Here is a 16717-nt window from a genome sequence, read left to right on the forward strand (position 1 = left end):
TACGACAGAGCGCCAGAGCTTGCAAGTCCCGCCGCCAGAGGCTACACAAGGCCCATGAAGCCCAACGCGAAACACGACGACATCTCCCTGTCCGCCCTGGCGCGATGCGCCCGGGAGGCGGGCGTGACGGTGCCCGAGGCGGCCCTGCCCGGGCTGGCGGAATATCTGCAGCTGCTCTGCCGCTGGAACAAGGCCATGAACCTGGTGGGCGCGCATCACTGGCGCGACGCCATGCAGCGCCTGGTGGCCGACAGCTTCCATCTGGCGACCTTCCTCGACGGCCTGCCCCTGCCCGAAGATCCCCTGTGCTGGGATCTGGGCTCCGGTGCGGGCCTGCCCGCCATCCCCCTGCGCATGGCCTGGCAGCGCGGCACCTGCTGGCTGGTGGAGGCCCGGGAGAAACGGGCGCTGTTCCTTTCCACGGTGCTGGCCCGCGTGCCCCTGCCGGGGACCCATGTTTTCCGGGGCAGGGTGGAGCACTTTTTCCCCAAGCAGGCCCGCAAGGCCGACTGCATCACCAGCCGGGCCTTCATGCCTTGGCCGCAGCTGCTGGAGCTGGTGGCCCCGCATCTGGCCGATGACGGCATCGTGGTGATCCTGGCCCGCGAGGAGCCGCCCGCCGCCGGGGACATCGACGGCTGGGAGCTGGTGGGGTCCTTCGCCTACACGGCCGACAACGTGCACCGCTGGTTCTGGGCCCTGCGCCGGAGAGCCGAAGGATAGTTTTTGAGGGGAGGGGCTGCCCACGCGGGAGGGCCCCAGGCTTTTCGCCTTTTCCCCGCACGTTTCTTCGTATCCCCGGGATGCGTCCCTTCTTCTGCCTGAAAACTCTCTGCCACAAAGGAGAGCACGCATGACGGACAAACCGGTCTCCGTCTATTTTACCGCTGAGAACCGCACCTTCTGGCTGCACGGCCTGTTCTGGGGCCTGGTGACCCTGGGCCTGGCCTTTGCCCTGCGCATGCTGGAATGGCCCTGCTGGCAGAACCCGGAGTACCGTCTGGGCTCGGAATGGCTGCTGGCCACGCACGATGCCTACCACTGGGTGGCCGGTGCCGAAGGTTTCGGCCATGCGGTGGGGCACCCCATGGCCGTCATGCTGCGCGGCATGGCCGATCTGCTGGGGACCTATCCCGCGGCGGTGGCCTTCTGGTTCCCGGCGCTGCTCTCCTGCTTCGTGGCCGTCATCGTCTACGCCTGGGTCTGGGCCCTGGGCAGCATGGAAGCCGGTGTGGCGGCGGGCCTGCTGACCAGCCTTGCGCCGGGTTTCCTGGCCCGCACGCTGCTGGGCTACTATGACACGGACCTGGTGACCCTGTTCTTCCCCCTGCTCATGACCCTGGCGCCTGCCTGCTGGGCCATGCGCTACATGCTCCTGCCCCAGCTGATCCTGAAAAAGCTCATCGTCGGTTCCGGCCTGGCCGCGGCCAGACGCCTTTGGGGCAGCTCGCTGGCCGAGCAGGACCTGCGCCTGGGCAACCCCCTGCGCTGGCAGTGGGTGGTGCTGCTGGGCGTTTCCGGCGTCATCTCCTGGTGGACGCAGGAATGGCACTCGGTCTTCCCCTATCTGACCCGCTACAATGTCTGTCTGCTGGCCTTCATGAGCCTGGTCATGGCGCCGCGCGGCCGCCGCAACCTTCTGCTGCTGGGCTCGCTGGCCTACGCCCTGCCCACGCTGGGCGGCCCCCTGTTCTTCGGCTTCAGCGCCCTGCTCATGACCGCGGGCTGGACGCGTGCCCGTCAGATGTACCGTTTGCGCCAGTGGCTGTGTCGCCCCTGGGTCCTCATCCTCCTCTGGCTGGGGGTGGGCTCCCTCTTCCTGTCGGGCGAACTGTTGCAGACCATCACCCACCAGCTTTCCCTGTACATGAAGAAGGCCGAGGTCTCGGGCGGCAGCGGGGCGCTGGCCCTCATCTATCCGCCTGCGGGACAGGCCCTTACCGAAGTGCAGGACCTTGGCCTGCTGGCCGTGCTGGCCTATTTCCATCCCTGGCACGAGGCCGCGGCCCTGGGCCTGCTGGGCTTTGTGTGGGTGATCTTCCGCCGTCCCGGCGCGCTCTTCCTGCTGCCGCTGGCGGCGCTGGGCCTGCTCAGCACCAAGATGGGCGGCCGCATGGTCATGTTCGGCGCGCCCATCGTGGCCGTGGGCCTGACCCTGCCCCTGTACTGGATGCTCCAGCGTCTGCTGCGCAAGCTGCGCCCCAACGTGACGGGCATCCTGACCTCCGCGCTGCTGCTGGCGCTGCTGGTGGCCCCCTTCGTGAACATCATCCCGGCCATGTCGCAGGGCCCCATGATCAACCGCCGCCATGCCGAGATGCTCAGCCGGGCCCAGACCGTGGTGCCCAAGGATGCCACGCTCTGGCTGTGGTGGGACTGGGGCTACGCGGCCCATCATTTTGCCCACCGCCTCACCATCGCGGACGGTGCCCGCAATGCCGGAGCGCCGCTCTATCTTTCGGCGGCGGTGCTGGGTACGGACAATCCCCGTTTCGCCCGTCAGCTCATCCGCTATACCAGCCAGTTCGCCAAAGGGCGCGACCCCTTCGACGAGGAGGTGGCCAGCGAGGTCTTTGCCGGACTGGACGCCCAGCAGGCCCAGGACCTCATGGACAAGCTGCGCTCGCCGGAAACGGCGCTGGTGGAAGGCGAAGGGCGGCAGTTCGTGACGGTCAGCTTCGAGATGCTGCGTCTCGGTTTCTGGATCAGCAATTTCGGCAACTGGGATTTCGTGACCCGGCAGGGAGAGGGCGCGGCCCTGTCCATCCTGCCGCAGGCCGTGGCCTACAATCTGGACAAGGGCGAGGTCCTGCTGGATGACAGCGCCACGCCCATCCGTCCGGCGTCCATCAGCGTGTTCGAGGAGACGGGCGTCACCCGCCGGGACTACATCCAGCAGTGGTTCGACAGCCATCCGCGGGCCACGGCGGCCCAGCGGCAGGAATTCCTTTCCGGACGCCGCAACGTGCACTTCTTCTTCAACCGCATCACGGACGAGAAGCTGGCCATGGATGCCAACCTCTACAATTCGCTCATGGTGCGCCTGCTGGTGGGCAATCCGCAGGATCCGGCCATCTCGCCCTATTTCAAGCTGGTCTACGACAACGTGTTCTGCCGTATCTACGAAGTGCTGTAGGGAAGGGCGGACGTTGAGGGATTCTTGAGGAGAGGGCAGACCTCTCCTCAAATCTCTTGGCCTTCCCCAGCGTGTTTTGTCTGGAAAAGAGGAAGCGGATGCCGGGGGAGCCCCGGTCGCGGGGATGCTTTTTGCCGGACGAAGCCGTCCCTTTTGGCATGGGCGTGTGACCAAAGACAGTCTGCAGGGCCGTGTCCGTCGCGATGGAGAGCGCCGGGGCATGGACGGCAGAGGGGCGAGCGGAGGCGGCTCGCGGCAAGGCTCCTCTGGAGATGAAGCGCATGGTGGGGAGGGGCGCTCCTCCCCGGCGGATTTTTCAGACAAGCGCCCGCAGGCCGCATCAATGATGGTAGGGCACCTTGCGGATGATGCACTCCGCGCGGTAGAGCTGCTCCAGCAGGAGCACGCGGGCCAGCTCATGGGGGAAGGTCATGCTGCTGAGGCTGACGAGCTTCCAGGCGCGCTGGCGCACGGCCTCATCCAGACCGTAGGCGCCGCCGATGATGAAGCAGGCGCGGCCCATGGCGTTGTTGTCGATCTTTTGCAGCAGCTGGGCCAGCTGGGGCGAGGTCATGGTGATGCCGCGCTCGTCCAGCACCAGGGGCACGTCCTGCGGGCCCAGGGCCTCCAGCAGGCGGCGGCCTTCCAGCTCGTTGCGCTGGGCCTGGGGCAGGGCGGGGTCCCCGTCCCGGACTTCCACACATTCCAGACGCCGCCAGCGGTTGATGCGCTGGCTGTAGTGGGCGGCGGCGTCTTTCCAGAACGGTACTTTCAGTTTGCCCACACTGAGCAGGCGCAAGGGTTTCCCTGTCATGATTCCTCGATCGTTGTGTCAGATATCCACGGCGGAAGACGCCGCCCGCAGACTGCGTGATGGCGGCGTGCTGGCCTTTCCCACAGAGACGTTCTACGGCCTGGGCTGCTGTGCCGACCAGGCCGTGGCCGTGGCGCGAGTGTATCAGGCCAAGCGCAGGCCCGTCCATATGCCTCTGCCCCTGCTGGCGGGCAGCCTTGACCTGCTGCGCCCCTATGTGACGCTGGAGCAGGCCCCCGAAGCGCTGCTGACGGCCTTTTGGCCCGGCCCGTTGACCGTGGTGCTGACCGCCCGGCTGACGCCGCTGGAAGGACGTCGGCCCCTGGCGCCGCAGCTGGTGAACCCCAAGGGCAAGGCTGCCGTGCGCCTGACGCCCCATCCGCTGGCGGCGCAGCTTTCCCGTCTGGCCGGGGCGCCCCTGACGGCCAGCAGCGCCAACATCAGCGGCCAGGCGGCCGCCCGTGTGCCTGACGAGCTGGACGAACGCCTGCTGGCGGCCCTGACCGGGCCCGACGACGGCGTGGTGGTCAGCGGCCCGGCCCCGGCAGGCGGCGTGCCGTCCACCATCGTGGAGCCGCTGGCCGGTACGGACCTGCGCGTGCTGCGTCTGGGGGCCGTCAGCCTGGAGGCTTTGAAGGCCGCGGGCTTCACGCCGCACCTGGCCTGAGCCCGCTCCGCCGCCAAAGGCGGAAGGCGCATCCCGGAGCATCGGAATCCCTGTCGAACATGGAGCTTGCGGCCAACATGCTGCTGGCGTACCATGCGCCACTGGAGGCACCCATGCAGAAAGAACTCACCTGTCCCGCTTGTGGTCACAGCGTCATCCAGTATCTGAACCCCGCGCCCACCACGGATGTGGTCATCTATGATCCCGAACGGGGCGTGGTGGTCATCGAACGTGTCAACGAGCCGCACGGCTTTGCCCTGCCGGGAGGCTTCGTGGACGACGGCGAGCAGGTGGAACATGCCGCCGTGCGCGAGATGCGCGAGGAGACCGGCCTCGATGTGGAGCTGCTGGGCGTGCTGGGGGTGTATTCGCGCCCGGATCGTGACCCGCGCCGCCATACCATGAGCGTGGTCTTCGTGGGGCGTCCGCGTGATGCGGCGGCCCTGAAAGCCGGGGACGATGCGGCCCGGGCGGCCTTCTATCCTCTGGACAGGCTGCCGCAGCCCATTTGTTTCGACCATGCCCGCATCCTGGCGGACTTCGGCCGCTGGCTGGCGGGAGAACGTACGCTGGCACCGGTGGAACCGGCAGGGGAGGATGACTGATGGGCTACCGTAACCTTCAGGAATGTGTGGCCGATCTGGAAAAGGTCGGGCAGCTGCGCCGTATCGACGTGCCCGTGGACCCGTATCTGGAGCTGGCGCACATCCAGCGCCGGGCCTTCCGCTCCAAGTCTCCGGCCCTGCTGTTCACGCGGGTCAAGGGCTGCTCCTTCCCCATGCTGGCCAACCTTTTCGGCACCACGGAGCGCCTGCACTACATTTTTCGCGACAGCCTCGCCGGGGTGGAAGCCGTGCTGGCCGCCAAGGCCGATCCGGCCGCGGCCCTGAAGCATCCCCTGCGCAGCCTGCGGGCCCTGCCCGCGCTGCCGCACATGCTGCCCCGCCGCACCTCCAAGGCCCCCGTGCTGGAGAACCGCTGCGCCCTGTCGGCCCTGCCCCGTCTGGTGGGCTGGCCCATGGACGGCGGCCCCTTCATCACCCTGCCGCTGGTCTACAGCGAGGATCCCGCACGCCCCGGCCCGGATGCCTCCAATCTGGGCATGTACCGTGTGCAGCTGGCGGGCAACGACTACGCCGCCGACGAGGTGGGCCTGCATTACCAGATCCATCGCGGCATCGGCGTGCACCATGCCGAGGCCCTCAAGCGGGGCCAGAGCCTGCCGGTGAACATCTTCGTGGGCGGGCCGCCGGCCTTCACCGTGGCGGCGGTCATGCCCCTGCCCGAAGGCCTGTCGGAACTGCGCTTCGCGGGCCTGCTGGGGGGCTGCCGTGCGGCCATGCATTACAGCCGCCGTCTGCCCCTGCCGGTGCTGGCCGAGGCGGATTTCTGCATCAGCGGTCACATCCTGCCGCACCTCAAGCCCGAAGGTCCCTTTGGCGACCATGTGGGCTACTACAGCCTGAAGCATGATTTCCCCGTCCTGCAGGTGGAGGCCGTGCATCACCGCACCGGCGCCATCTGGCCCTATACGGCCGTGGGACGCCCGCCGCAGGAAGACACGGTCTTCGGCGACTTTATCCACGAGCTCACCGGCGCGCTGGTGCCTCAGGTCTTCCAGGGCGTGCGCGAGGTCCACGCCGTGGACGCCGCCGGGGTGCACCCCCTGCTGCTGGCCCTGGGCAGCGAGCGCTATACGCCGTACGAGGCGCAGCGCCGCCCGCGCGAACTGCTGACCGCCGCCCTGCACATGCTGGGCACCACGCAGACGGCCCTGGCCAAATACGTGCTGGTGGCCGCGCATGAGGATGCGCCGGGACTGCGGGCGCGGGACGTGGTGGCCTTTTTCCGGCATCTGCTGGAGCGTACCGATTTCGAGCGCGACCTGCACTTCATCACCCGCTCCACCACGGATACGCTGGACTACACCGGTTTTGCCCTCAACGAAGGCTCCAAGCTCATCTGGGCCTCGGCGGGCGAGAAGCGCCGAGAACTGGCGCTGGAAGTGCACGACCTGCCGTCGCTGCCCGAAGGCTTCGGCGACGCCCGCTGTGCCGGGCCGGGCATCCTGGTGCTGCGCGGCCCCCGTCATGAGCTGGGCCGCAACGAGACCGACCCGCGCATGGAGGAGCTGGCCGCCTGCCTGGCCCACTGGCCGCAGCGCGATGCCTTCCCGCTGGTGGTCGTGGCGGACGATGCCGCCTTTTGCGCCGCGGACTTCGACAATTTCCTCTGGGTGGCCTTCAGCCGTTCCGATCCCGCTGCCGACGTCTACGGCACCGGGGCCGTGGTCCGCGCGCGGCACTGGTCCTGCGAAGGGCCGCTGCTGCTGGATGCCCGCATCAAGCCCTTCCATGCGCCCGCCCTGGAGGAAGACCCCGCCGTTCAACGCCGTGTGGATGCCCTGGCCGCGCCGGGCGGCCCGCTGCACGGCCTTATCGAATAAGGATCGTCTATGAAGATCGCCCTCTTGCAATGCAATACCGTCACCGGTGACGTGGCCGGCAATGCCGAGCGCATCCTTGCCGCCGTGCGTGAGGCCGCCGCCCAGGGCGCCGACCTGTGCGTCACTCCCGAGCTGGCCCTGTGCGGCGTGGCCCCGGGCAGCTATCTGCGCGCCGAGGACTTCGCCGAGGGCTGCAAGGCCGGGTTGCAGATGCTGGCCGATGCCCTGCAGGACGGGCCGCCCCTGCTGGTGGGCGCGCCGGTGGCCAGCGTGTACGCCTCGGGCCTGCTCTCCAATGCGGCCATCCTGGTGCAGAAAGGGCGCTGGTCGGTGGTCTCGCGCAAGGTCTACCAGACCTGCGGGCAGGACAGCGAGGCCCGCTTCTTCGACCGGGGCGTCTCCTGCGGTATCCTGGCCTTGGACGGCTGGCGCCTTGGCGTGGTGCTGTGCCAGGAATCGGCCACCGAGGACGGCGCCTTCTGGAAGACCCAGTACGCCAGCGGCCACAACCCGCTCATGGAGCTGGTGCAGCGCGGTGTGGACGCCATCGTCCACATGGCGGCGGTGCCGTTCAGCAAGGGGGTGCAGCGCCTGAGCGAGCAGATGCTCTCGCATGTGGCGGCGCGGCATCATGTGCATCTTTTTTCCGTCAACATGGTGGGCGGCAACGACAGCCGCGTGTACAACGGCCAGAGCCTGGCCTTCGATCCCACGGGGCAGATCCTGGCCCGCGGCAAGGCCTTTGCCGAGGACGTGCTGCTGGTGGACACCGCGGGCAGCGGCGGCATCGTGCATCCGCGTCCCGCCTGCCTGCCCGAAGCCATCTGGGACGCCCTGACCCTGGGCGTACGGGACTTCGTCCGCAAGTGCGGTCTGGAAAAGGCCATCGTGGCCCTTTCCGGCGGCATGGATTCGGCCCTGGTGCTCTGTGTGGCTGCCGAGGCCCTGGGCGCGGACAACGTGACGGCCGTGCTCATGCCGTCGCCCTACAGCAGCGAAGGTTCGGTGACCGACTCGCTGGAGCTGGCCAAGAATCTGGGAGTGCGGACCCTGACCCTGCCCATCGAGCCGGTCATGGAGAGTTTTTCCGCGGCGCTGGCGCCGGGGCTCGACCTGTTCGAGACCTTCCCCGGTGACACCACCTTCGAGAACCTGCAGGCCCGCATCCGGGGCATTATGGTGTCCTCGCTGGCCAACCGGGCGCGGGCGCTGGTGCTCAACACGGGCAACAAGAGCGAGTGCGCCGTGGGCTACAGCACCCTGTACGGCGATACCGTGGGCGCGCTGGGCGTCATCGCCGACCTGACCAAGACCGAAGTCTACACCCTGGCAGGCTGGTACAACCATCACCGTCAGGCCACCATCATCCCGCAGGCCATCTTCGACAAGGCCCCCTCGGCCGAGCTGCGGCCCGGGCAGAAGGATTCGGATTCCCTGCCGCCCTACGACGTGCTGGACCCGGTGCTGGAGAGCCTGATCTTTGCCGGGCAGACGGCGGCCCAGCCCCAGGAAGCCGACGAGGGCCTGCGCAAGGAAGTGCGCCGCAAGCTGTTCGCCGCGGAATTCAAGCGCCGTCAGGAGCCGTTGGGCCTGCACATCAGCCGCATGCCCTTCGGCACGGGCTGGCAGGTGCCGGTGGCCGGGCGCTACCGCATGCCGTAGGGGCGCGTGCTATCCGAGGAAAAGGGGACGCGCCGCAAGGCGCACGATATTTGATACCAAGGGAAGGCGGCTGCGGGAACGAGCATGGCCGCCGGAGCGCTCGCAGGAGCGCAGACAGACATCATTCGCATCTGGAGGAGAGACCATGCCTGAAGCACCAGAGAAAAACCTGGCTCTTGACATCGTTCGCATCACGGAAGCCGCCGCGCTTTCTTCGGCCCGCTGGCTGGGCCGCGGCAACAAGGAGGCCGGTGACGGCGCCGCCGTGGACGCCATGCGCAACAGTTTTTCCACCCTGCATGTGGACGGCATCGTGGTCATCGGTGAAGGCGAAAAGGACCACGCCCCCATGCTGTACAACGGTGAAAAGGTCGGCATGGGCGACGGCCCGCAGCTGGACGTGGCCGTGGACCCCGTGGAAGGCACCAGCCTGCTGGCCTATGGCCGTCCCAATGCCATCTCCACGGTGGCCGTGGCGCCGCGCGGCAGCATGTTCAACCCCGGCCCCAGCTATTACATGCAGAAGCTGGTGGTGGCCCGCGAGGCCCGCGATGTGATCGATCTGGACGCCCCGGTGGACGTCAACCTGCACAACGTGGCCCGCGCCCTGGGCAAGAACGTGCAGGACCTGGTGGTCTTCGTGCTGGACAAGCCCCGTCACAAGAAGCTCATCGAAGACATCCGCAGCACGGGCGCCCGCATCCAGCTGCATACCGACGGTGACGTGGCCGGCGCCCTGATGGCCGTGGATCCGCGTTCCGAAGTCGACGTCATGATGGGCACCGGCGGCACCCCCGAAGGCGTGCTGGCGGCCTGCGCCATCAAGGGGATGGGCGGCCAGATCCTGGCCCGTCTGGATCCCCAGTCCTATGTGGAGAAGGAAGCCATCAACGAGGCCGGCATCGACATCCGCGAAGTGCTGACCGTGCACGACCTGGTGCGCAGCGATGATTGCTTCTTTGCCGCCACGGGTATCTCCGGCGGCGATTTCCTGCGTGGCGTGCGCTACAGCGCCCGTCATGCGGTGACCCATTCCCTGGTGCTGCGCGGCAAGACCGGGACCCTGCGCTATGTGGAATCCTACCACAATATGGACAGGCTCTCCAAGATCAGCGCCGTGCAGTACTAAGCGAGGCTTGTTGCTTGATGAGAAAAACAGGATGCCAAGGCTGGCTGGTCAGCGGGCTGCTTTGCGGCCTGCTGCTGTGCGGCCTGACCGTGGTCGCCCCGGTGGACGTGGAAGCGGCCGCCGTGACGACGGTCTATGACGGGCAGAGCCCGGTGGAAGAAAAGGAACTGCTGCGCTTTCTCGATGTGCTGCCCCAGTTCCGCAGCTGGGCCCGTGAGAACAGGATCGAGGCCCATCCCGTGGCCCGCAGGGGCAAGGCGGATTTCCTCTATCCTGAGGATGCCGCCCGCTGGGTGGAAGCCAAGGGCTGGGATGCCCGGCGCTTCTTCTGCGTCATGGGCCGTATGGCCGCAGCGCTTGTCATCGTGGAAGACGGCAATGACTTGCAGGCCCGTCCCAAGGATATGCCCGTCGTGGACAAGAGCGAAGTGGAGCTGGCCCGCAAGCATCTGGGCAGCCTGCTCAAGGTGAGCATGCCTGACGAGGGCATGTCCCACTAGCATCGCAGGTCCCTGCCTGCTGTTCTGAAAAAAGGCGTCCGTCCCGTGAGGGATGGGCGCTTTTTTCATGGCGTTTGGCTTTGTTCCGTTTGCATCCTCCCTGCTGGCAGGCGGATGTGGAGCGTCCTTTTCTCGCACGGCGAGGCCTTCAGAGCCTTAGCGGCGGCGACGGACGGAAGCGCCAAACGAAGAAGAGCTGTCGCCCAAACAGAGGGCCGGGACTGGTGGCCTCCCTGCTTTACAGTACGCTATGGAGGCAGGTCCGGTACGTTCGCATTTGTTGGTGTGGTGTCGTGTCGCTAGGGGAGATCCGCCATCTCGGACGGCATCCTTTCCGTATGTTTGCGGATACGTCGTCCGGCAGGGATAAAGAGATGCTGTCACAGTCCCGCTGTCCGAAATGTGGGGCGGCAGGCAGCCCGACAGCAGACAGGTGCGGGAGTCTTTGTCGAAGCTGGCGGGTGGAGTTCCCGCTGGGCAAGGAAACAGGAAACGCAAAAGGGGAGGGCCTTGGCAGGCTCTCCCCTTGTTTTTGGTCTATGGACGGGCGCTTACTGGACCGGAACGGCTTCCGGCGGGATGGGCGCGCCGTGTTCGGGGCCCGCGGGCAGGGTCTGCACGGCGGGCGCCTCCTGCACGGGTTCGGCAGGCTGCGCGTTTTCCGCAGGCGCGGGCGTACCTTCCGCGGGAGCGGGGGCCGCAGCCTCCTCGGCCGGGGCAGCCTGCGTTTCCGCAGGAGCGGCGGCATCAGTCGCGGGAGCGGTGGCTTCCGGCGTTTCCGGGGCCTGGGCGGCTTCAGCCGGAGCAGCGGCTTCAGCAGCGGGCGTTTCCGGTGCGGCCGTTTCGGCAGCAGCTTCGGGGGCCGCAGGAGCCGTGCTTTCCTTAACAGCGGCCGGAGCGGCAGGGGCAGCGGCGTTCAGAGGCTGGGCGGCGGCGAGCTTGAGCTCGGCATGTCCGGCCAGCTGGGGAGCCAGCCACAGGTGGGCAGGCTGGGCCAGGAGGATGGCGAACAGGGTGCAGACCAGCAGGGAGCCGCCGGGCCAGGCGCGGCGGGTGAAGCGGGCCAGCAGCACGGCAAAGACGATGCACAGGCCGCCCAGGACGGGCAGGGCATCCAGACTGGTCAACAGGGCCTCATACTGCTGGGGGATGGCCAGCGAGGTGGACGTGCGGAGCCATTCCAGCGCCACGGGGAAGTGCAGGGCGGCCAGCAGCATGCCCGCATGCAGGAAGAGCAGGGCGATGACCAGATAGAAGAACTTGCTGCCCAGGCTGCCCATGCGGACCAGGGCGCGGCCCAGCAGGATGGCCAGCAGGCAGAGCGCGGGCGTGGCACCGGCAAGGCCGGAACCCAGCAGGGACAAGGGCAGGGAGAAGAACAGGGCGATCCAGAGGAAGGAGCTGCCGCTGTTTTCTTTGCGGCTGGCCCGCAGGGTCTTCCAGCTGGTGGCGAACACGCGGCCCCAGTTGACGCCGGTGACCACGAAGAGCCAGGGCAGGAGGCCGAGCACGGCCAGCGCCGGGGCCAGCCACCAGAAGGCGGGCAGGGGCCAGGGCAGGCTGATGAACTTGCCCGACACGGCCTGGGCGTAGCCTTCGGCCTGCACCCAGAAGATGATGGCGGCGGCCCAGAGGGTACCCAGCAGCAGGAGCAGGAGGAAGCCCGCCAGCGCGTCCAGACGCTGGGCGCGACGGATGCGCCAGGTCCAGAACAGGTGGACGAGGCTGGTCAGCAGGGGCAGGATCAGGAAGACCAGGCCGCCGGTCAGCGCGGCCAGACCGGAGGTCAGGAAGGCCAGCGGCAGGGAGATCCAGGCGTGTTCCTTTTTCCAGCCCATGCAGAAAAAGGCCATGGAGAGCAGGCACAGACCGGTGGCCAGCCCCTGCGGGCCCATGAAATGCGCCAGCTGCGGGAACAGCAGGCTGGAGAGCAGGATCAGGCCGGAGGCCAGGGCGGCCTGCGGGCCGAAACCGGCGGCACGGCTCAGGGCCCAGGTGCCCCACAGACAAGCCAGCCCGCCCAGAGCGGCGCCCGCCGGCCAGACGAAGGCCGAAAGCTGCGGCACCATGCGGGCCACCAGGTCGAGGGCGGCCAGCATCCAGACGAAGACGGGCAGCTGGGCATCACCGTTATGCAGGGGCGCGAACCACTGTCCACTGGCCAGCGCTTCACGGACGGTATCCATCAGTTTCATTTCCGGCGGGCAGTACAGGCCGCCGGTCAGGAAGGTGGGCCAGAGCTGGCAGGCCAGGAGCAGGAGCAGGGCCAGGGGGCCCATCTTGGCCAGTACGGCAAAGGCCTTCTGGGCAGGCCCGGCTTCCAGCATGGCCACCGGCGCGGCAGCAGGCGCGGCGGGAGCGGCAGCGACGTCCTCCGCAGGGGCTTCGCTGCCGTCGGCCTTTTCTTCGGCGGTGACGGCAGGCTCGGTCGCGGGTACGGGCTGTGCAGTCTCGGCAGGGGCCGCAGGCGCTTCCCCGGCTTCCATGCTCAGGGGCGCTTCGGGCGTCTGGTTCGCGGCAGGGCTTTCCACCGGCGCGGCAACGGGCGCGGCGGGAGCGGCCGGGGCGCCCTCAGCCTGCACGGCCTCTGCGGCGGGCATGGGGATGGGGACCTCTTGCTGCGGGGCGGGCGCCGGTTCCGGGGCCACAGACGCTGTGCCGGGGGCCGGGCTCTTCTGGCCGTCGGCAGGGGCGGGGCGGCTTACCCGGGCCCGGGCCTCTTCATCCAGCTGGGACCAGGGCGTCATGCCCATGGGGATCTCCTCTTCAGGGCAGGCCAGCTTGCTGGCGGCATCGGGATTTTTTTCTGTCATGATGGCTCCTTGGGCGATGCGGCGGCTCCGACCAGATAATGCCGGGCAGAACGGCCGTTCAGGGTCACGGTCAGACCTCCCCGGACAGCCAGGGACGTCTGTTCAACGATATCTTGCGCTGCCCCGGAAACGGGCAGGGGGATGCGAAGGGTGGCGCTGTCGCTGCCGAAGTTGGCGGCCAGCACCCAGCAGCTGCCGTCAGGCAGACGGGTGACGGTGGCCAGAGTCCCGGCAGGGCCGCTGACCACGCGCAAAAGCCGGCCCCGGGCCACACCGGAGACGGCGCGGGCATGCAGCAGCCGCGCCATGATGCTTGCCGGGCTCCGGGGCAGGCGCAGCTCTTCCGAAAGCGGGCCAAAGGCCAGGGGCGCGGGCTCCACTTCTCCGGCTGCGGTCTCCGGCTCCAGCAGGGGGACGAGACCGGCGCTGGCAGCCGTGCCCGGCGTGGACTTGGGCAGGGGCAGGGCGCCCTGCAATTCCTGCGAGCTCACGAAGGCCAGACCGGGCAGGCCCACACGCCAGGCAAGCAGCAGCAGGCAGGCTTCTTCCAGTTCCGTGTCGCGCCGGTCGCGGGCGGGAACGGCATCGGGCTTGCGCCCAAGGGCTTCCCGGGCCAGTCCGGCGGGCGTGGTGGGCCAGAAATATTCGTCGTCATGCAGGCCGGCAAGACGGCAGGCACGCTGGAACAGGGCCTCGCCACCGGGCAGGTCGCGCAGGGGACGCCAGTCCACGCCCCGCCACTGGTGCAGACCGCGGGCCAGACCTTCCTGCCGGACACCGCTGTTCATGGACTGGCGCAGCAATGCGGCCAGAGGCGCGGCATCGCCGGTGAGCAGGGCATATTCGGCGGCGGGGCTGGTGACGGTATCGCGGGTCAGGTCCACGGGGGCCCGCTGGATAAGGGGCGTCAGCGACGGGGGCAGGATGTCGGCCTGCATGGCCCAGCCGCCGTAGCGGTGGATCTCGCGGGCAAGGGCATCCAGGGCCTCCAGACCGGGGGCCAGCTGGTCACGGGGGGAGGGCGCTCCGCCGTCGGGCGGCACGTCCAGGCCCATGATGGCTTCAAGGTGCAGCCCGGCCAGGGTCTGCTGCTGCAGGCCGGTATGGCGGATGACGGCGGCGGAGAGCACGCGCCGGGCCTGTCCCGAGGGATCCTGCCAGAGCAGCACGGGGCGCAGCACGTTGCCCGCATAGCGGTAGAGCCAGCGCCGGGGCTTGCCGTCGGCCCCGCGCACTTCGCCGGTGACGGCCCAGCCGCCGGGCGTGGCCCAGGGCAGGCTGTCGCGCAGCAGGGCCGGGGGCAGCAGGCCCTTGTCGGTGAGGGCGCGGCATTGCCGGGCGTTGAGGGGGAGGCATTCCCATTCCTGGGGCGAGGCGGGCAGCGTGCTCCAGAGGGAGGAGGGGGCCTCCATCATGGCGTACAGACCGCTGAAGCGGCTGGCGTGGCGGGCCTGGAGGAAAAAGTCCGGGCCCAGGCCTGTGGCGGCCGGGGGCAGGGAGCCGCCCAGCTGGAAGCCGCTGGTGGCGGCACGGGCGTTGAGCCGGGCGAACTGTTCGTCATCGCCGCTGCGGGCGTCGAAGGCCAGGGACGTGGTGCCCGTGCCGAAATCGGGGCGGAGCTGGTTGTGCCAGAGGGCGCCCTGTTCCTGGGACGGGGACAGGTAGAGGCCGGAAAAGCCCATCCGCCGGAAGGCTTCCAGGGTGCCGGAGCGGGCCAGGGACTGCATGGCCGTGGCCTTGCCCCGCAGGGTGTGGGGATTGACCTCCAGCCAGCAGGGAGCGGCGTCCAGCAACAGGGGCAGGCGGTCATTGCTGCCGCTGTTGCCCCACAGGCGTTCCGAGCCCGAGACCTCGGCGGCCAGGTCGTCGGCATTGCCCAGCATGGACTGGCGTTCCAGCCACTGGATATAGCCGGGATCGGCGCGCAGCAGGCTGCCGGGGGCCCTGTCGGGGCGTTCCGTCCCGGACAGGAGCATCGGCTTGCGGCCGTGCGGGCCCATGACCTCCTGCGAACAGGCGCAGAGCAGCAGGGCCAGCACGACCGCCAAAAGCCGCCAAAGGGCAAAGGTCGCTAATGGGCGGCCTTTTCTTCTTCCTTGGCCGCGTTCCACAGCTCGTCCTTCTCATCCAGCGACAGGTCGGGGAAGTCCTTCCCCTGCTGCCGGGCCAATTCTTCCATGCGGGCAAAGCGGCGCAGGAAGCGGGCCGTGGCCAGGTCCAGGGCTTCGCTGGCCTTGATGCCCTTGCGGCGGCCCATCTCGGTGATGCTGAAGATCAGGTCGCCCAGTTCGTGCTTCTGGGCTTCGGCGTCGTCCCCGGCGGAGGCGTCCAGCCATTCCAGCCATTCGGCTTCCACCTGCTGTTCCACTTCTTCGTCCTCGGGCCAGGTGAAGCCCACGCGGGCGGCCTTGGAGTGGATGCGGTAGGCCTTGGTCAGAGGCGGCAGGCTGGAGGGCAGGGAGCCGAACAGGCCCTGGGGCTTGCCTTCGGCGTCGGTGTGCTCGGCGCGCTTGATCTTTTCCCAGGTCTTGAGCTGCTCGTCCAGATTGTCGAAGGTCACGTCACCGAACACATGGGGATGGCGGCGCACCATCTTGGCCCGGTTGTTGTTCAGGGCGTCGTCCAGGCTGAACTGGCCGCGCTTCTGGTACAGATGGGCCACGAAGAGCAGCAGGAAGGCCACGTCGCCCAGTTCTTCGCACACGTCGGCCGTGTTGCCGGAGCGGATGGCGCTGACCAGCTCGTGGCTTTCCTCGATGAGGTATTCGGTCAGGCTTTCGGGGGTCTGCTCCTTGTCCCAGGGGCAGCCGTTCTCGGCATCGGTCAGCCGTTCGATGACGGCCTGCAATTCTTCCAGAGCGCTTTTCATGAAACTGTTCCTTGTGGAGGGTTAAAGTCCGAAACGGCTGATGAGGTCAGGCGGCAGCCAGCCGCGCACCTGGCTTATCAGGGAATTGAAGTAGGGCAGGGCGCGCGAATGGCGCAGGAACTCGGCATCGCCGAAGAGCTTTTGCAACAGCAGCAGGACCACGGCGCAGAGCAGCACGCCCTTGGCCAGGCCCAGCAGGCCGCCGGTGAGCTTGTCGATCCAGCCCACGAAGGAGAAGGCCAGCAGCTTTTGCAGCAGCCGCGCCAGCAGGCCCACGGCGATGAGCACGCCCAGGAAGAGCAGCACATAGCTGGCGATATTGCGCCAGGCCGGTTCGGTGATGAAGGTGAGGTGCGGGGCCAGCACGGTGTGGAAATGGTGGGAGACCCAGAAGCCGCCCACGATGGAGATCAGCCCGGCGACCTCGCCCACGAAGCCGGTCCAGAACCCGCGGGCCGCGAAGGCCGTCAGGACCAGCACGATGATGACGTCGAAAATATCCTGTCCCATAAGCTTCCTGTAGGAAAAGATCCTCCTGCGGCCGACGGGGCGGCGGGTCGCGGGGCGCCGGGATCTCCGGCAGCCTGCGGCGGGCCGCATCCGTGCGTGCAGGTACGGGCGCAGCATAGCAAAAGGGGGGGCAGGACACAATCCGTCCGTCTGTACAGATGGGGGCCGATA

Annotated in this window: 13 protein-coding genes; 8 read left to right on the forward strand and 5 right to left on the reverse strand. The window is 68.1% G+C overall.

Features of this window, described 5'->3' with window-relative positions; genetic code table 11:
* The first annotated feature begins 54 nt into the window (after nt 1–54).
* Together ACQRCJ_RS03460 and ACQRCJ_RS03465 are read left to right on the forward strand one after the other, a co-directional pair.
* Entirely contained in the window at nt 55–723 is a 669-nt protein-coding gene (locus ACQRCJ_RS03460; protein ID WP_204625155.1) for a 16S rRNA (guanine(527)-N(7))-methyltransferase RsmG, read from the forward strand.
* 130 nt (nt 724–853) lie between these two features.
* Nucleotides 854–3136, forward strand: a complete 2283-nt coding sequence (locus ACQRCJ_RS03465) for an STT3 domain-containing protein (RefSeq protein ID WP_168934467.1) — start codon at nt 854–856, stop codon at nt 3134–3136.
* Between the two features lie 340 nt (nt 3137–3476).
* On the opposite strand, the gene ACQRCJ_RS03470 is transcribed toward ACQRCJ_RS03465, so the two are convergent.
* On the reverse strand, nt 3477–3950 hold the full coding sequence (locus ACQRCJ_RS03470) for a 23S rRNA (pseudouridine(1915)-N(3))-methyltransferase RlmH (RefSeq protein WP_006006317.1): 474 nt from the start codon (nt 3948–3950) through the stop codon (nt 3477–3479).
* Here ACQRCJ_RS03470 and ACQRCJ_RS03475 point away from each other — a divergent pair.
* The 6 genes from ACQRCJ_RS03475 (at nt 3949) to ACQRCJ_RS03500 (ending at nt 10354) form a co-directional block, all read left to right on the forward strand.
* The gene (locus ACQRCJ_RS03475; RefSeq protein ID WP_289616474.1) at nt 3949–4617 is read left to right on the forward strand and encodes an L-threonylcarbamoyladenylate synthase; all 669 of its coding nucleotides are present in this window, start codon (nt 3949–3951) and stop codon (nt 4615–4617) included. The genes ACQRCJ_RS03470 and ACQRCJ_RS03475 overlap by 2 nt on opposite strands.
* A 113-nt stretch (nt 4618–4730) precedes the next feature.
* Entirely contained in the window at nt 4731–5222 is a 492-nt protein-coding gene (locus ACQRCJ_RS03480) for an NUDIX domain-containing protein (RefSeq protein WP_168934465.1), read from the forward strand.
* Nucleotides 5222–7063, forward strand: coding sequence for a UbiD family decarboxylase (locus tag ACQRCJ_RS03485; protein ID WP_303739876.1), 1842 nt, complete (start codon nt 5222–5224; stop codon nt 7061–7063). Before ACQRCJ_RS03480 ends, ACQRCJ_RS03485 begins: the two co-directional genes overlap by 1 nt.
* Before the next feature lie 9 nt (nt 7064–7072).
* Complete coding sequence (locus ACQRCJ_RS03490; RefSeq protein WP_337810260.1) at nt 7073–8725, forward strand: NAD+ synthase; 1653 nt, start codon at nt 7073–7075, stop codon at nt 8723–8725.
* 145 nt (nt 8726–8870) lie between these two features.
* A complete protein-coding gene (gene glpX, locus ACQRCJ_RS03495) occupies nt 8871–9854 on the forward strand; it encodes a class II fructose-bisphosphatase (protein WP_006006325.1) in 984 nt (327 codons plus the stop codon).
* A 17-nt stretch (nt 9855–9871) separates the two neighbouring features.
* Nucleotides 9872–10354, forward strand: coding sequence for a hypothetical protein (locus ACQRCJ_RS03500; RefSeq protein WP_297137545.1), 483 nt, complete (start codon nt 9872–9874; stop codon nt 10352–10354).
* A gap of 551 nt (nt 10355–10905) precedes the next feature.
* Here ACQRCJ_RS03500 and ACQRCJ_RS03505 read toward each other — a convergent pair.
* The 4 genes from ACQRCJ_RS03505 to ACQRCJ_RS03520 are packed head-to-tail and all read right to left on the reverse strand — an operon-like array spanning nt 10906 to nt 16546.
* Nucleotides 10906–13167, reverse strand: a complete 2262-nt coding sequence (locus ACQRCJ_RS03505) for a hypothetical protein (RefSeq protein WP_427799359.1) — start codon at nt 13165–13167, stop codon at nt 10906–10908.
* Nucleotides 13164–15206, reverse strand: a complete 2043-nt coding sequence (locus tag ACQRCJ_RS03510) for a hypothetical protein (protein ID WP_427799363.1) — start codon at nt 15204–15206, stop codon at nt 13164–13166. Before ACQRCJ_RS03510 ends, ACQRCJ_RS03505 begins: the two co-directional genes overlap by 4 nt.
* 32 nt (nt 15207–15238) lie before the next feature.
* Nucleotides 15239–16036: a nucleoside triphosphate pyrophosphohydrolase gene (mazG, locus tag ACQRCJ_RS03515; RefSeq protein ID WP_427799360.1), complete on the reverse strand. Its 798-nt coding sequence runs from the start codon at nt 16034–16036 to the stop codon at nt 15239–15241.
* Nucleotides 16037–16057: 21 nt separating this feature from the next.
* A complete protein-coding gene (locus ACQRCJ_RS03520; RefSeq protein ID WP_168934458.1) occupies nt 16058–16546 on the reverse strand; it encodes a CvpA family protein in 489 nt (162 codons plus the stop codon).
* Between the last annotated feature and the right edge of the window lie 171 nt (nt 16547–16717).

Source organism: Desulfovibrio sp. SGI.102, from assembly GCF_050314315.1.
Taxonomy (GTDB): domain Bacteria; phylum Desulfobacterota; class Desulfovibrionia; order Desulfovibrionales; family Desulfovibrionaceae; genus Desulfovibrio.

Coding starts and splice junctions, on each gene's coding strand:
- ACQRCJ_RS03475 (WP_289616474.1), top strand. CDS start 3,949: ATGATTCCTCGATCGTTGTGTCAGATATCCACGGCGGAAGACGCCGCC.
- ACQRCJ_RS03485 (WP_303739876.1), top strand. CDS start 5,222: ATGGGCTACCGTAACCTTCAGGAATGTGTGGCCGATCTGGAAAAGGTC.
- ACQRCJ_RS03520 (WP_168934458.1), bottom strand. CDS start 16,546: ATGGGACAGGATATTTTCGACGTCATCATCGTGCTGGTCCTGACGGCC.
- glpX (WP_006006325.1), top strand. CDS start 8,871: ATGCCTGAAGCACCAGAGAAAAACCTGGCTCTTGACATCGTTCGCATC.
- mazG (WP_427799360.1), bottom strand. CDS start 16,036: ATGAAAAGCGCTCTGGAAGAATTGCAGGCCGTCATCGAACGGCTGACC.
- ACQRCJ_RS03490 (WP_337810260.1), top strand. CDS start 7,073: ATGAAGATCGCCCTCTTGCAATGCAATACCGTCACCGGTGACGTGGCC.
- ACQRCJ_RS03500 (WP_297137545.1), top strand. CDS start 9,872: ATGAGAAAAACAGGATGCCAAGGCTGGCTGGTCAGCGGGCTGCTTTGC.
- ACQRCJ_RS03460 (WP_204625155.1), top strand. CDS start 55: ATGAAGCCCAACGCGAAACACGACGACATCTCCCTGTCCGCCCTGGCG.
- ACQRCJ_RS03465 (WP_168934467.1), top strand. CDS start 854: ATGACGGACAAACCGGTCTCCGTCTATTTTACCGCTGAGAACCGCACC.
- ACQRCJ_RS03480 (WP_168934465.1), top strand. CDS start 4,731: ATGCAGAAAGAACTCACCTGTCCCGCTTGTGGTCACAGCGTCATCCAG.
- ACQRCJ_RS03505 (WP_427799359.1), bottom strand. CDS start 13,167: ATGACAGAAAAAAATCCCGATGCCGCCAGCAAGCTGGCCTGCCCTGAA.
- ACQRCJ_RS03470 (WP_006006317.1), bottom strand. CDS start 3,950: ATGACAGGGAAACCCTTGCGCCTGCTCAGTGTGGGCAAACTGAAAGTA.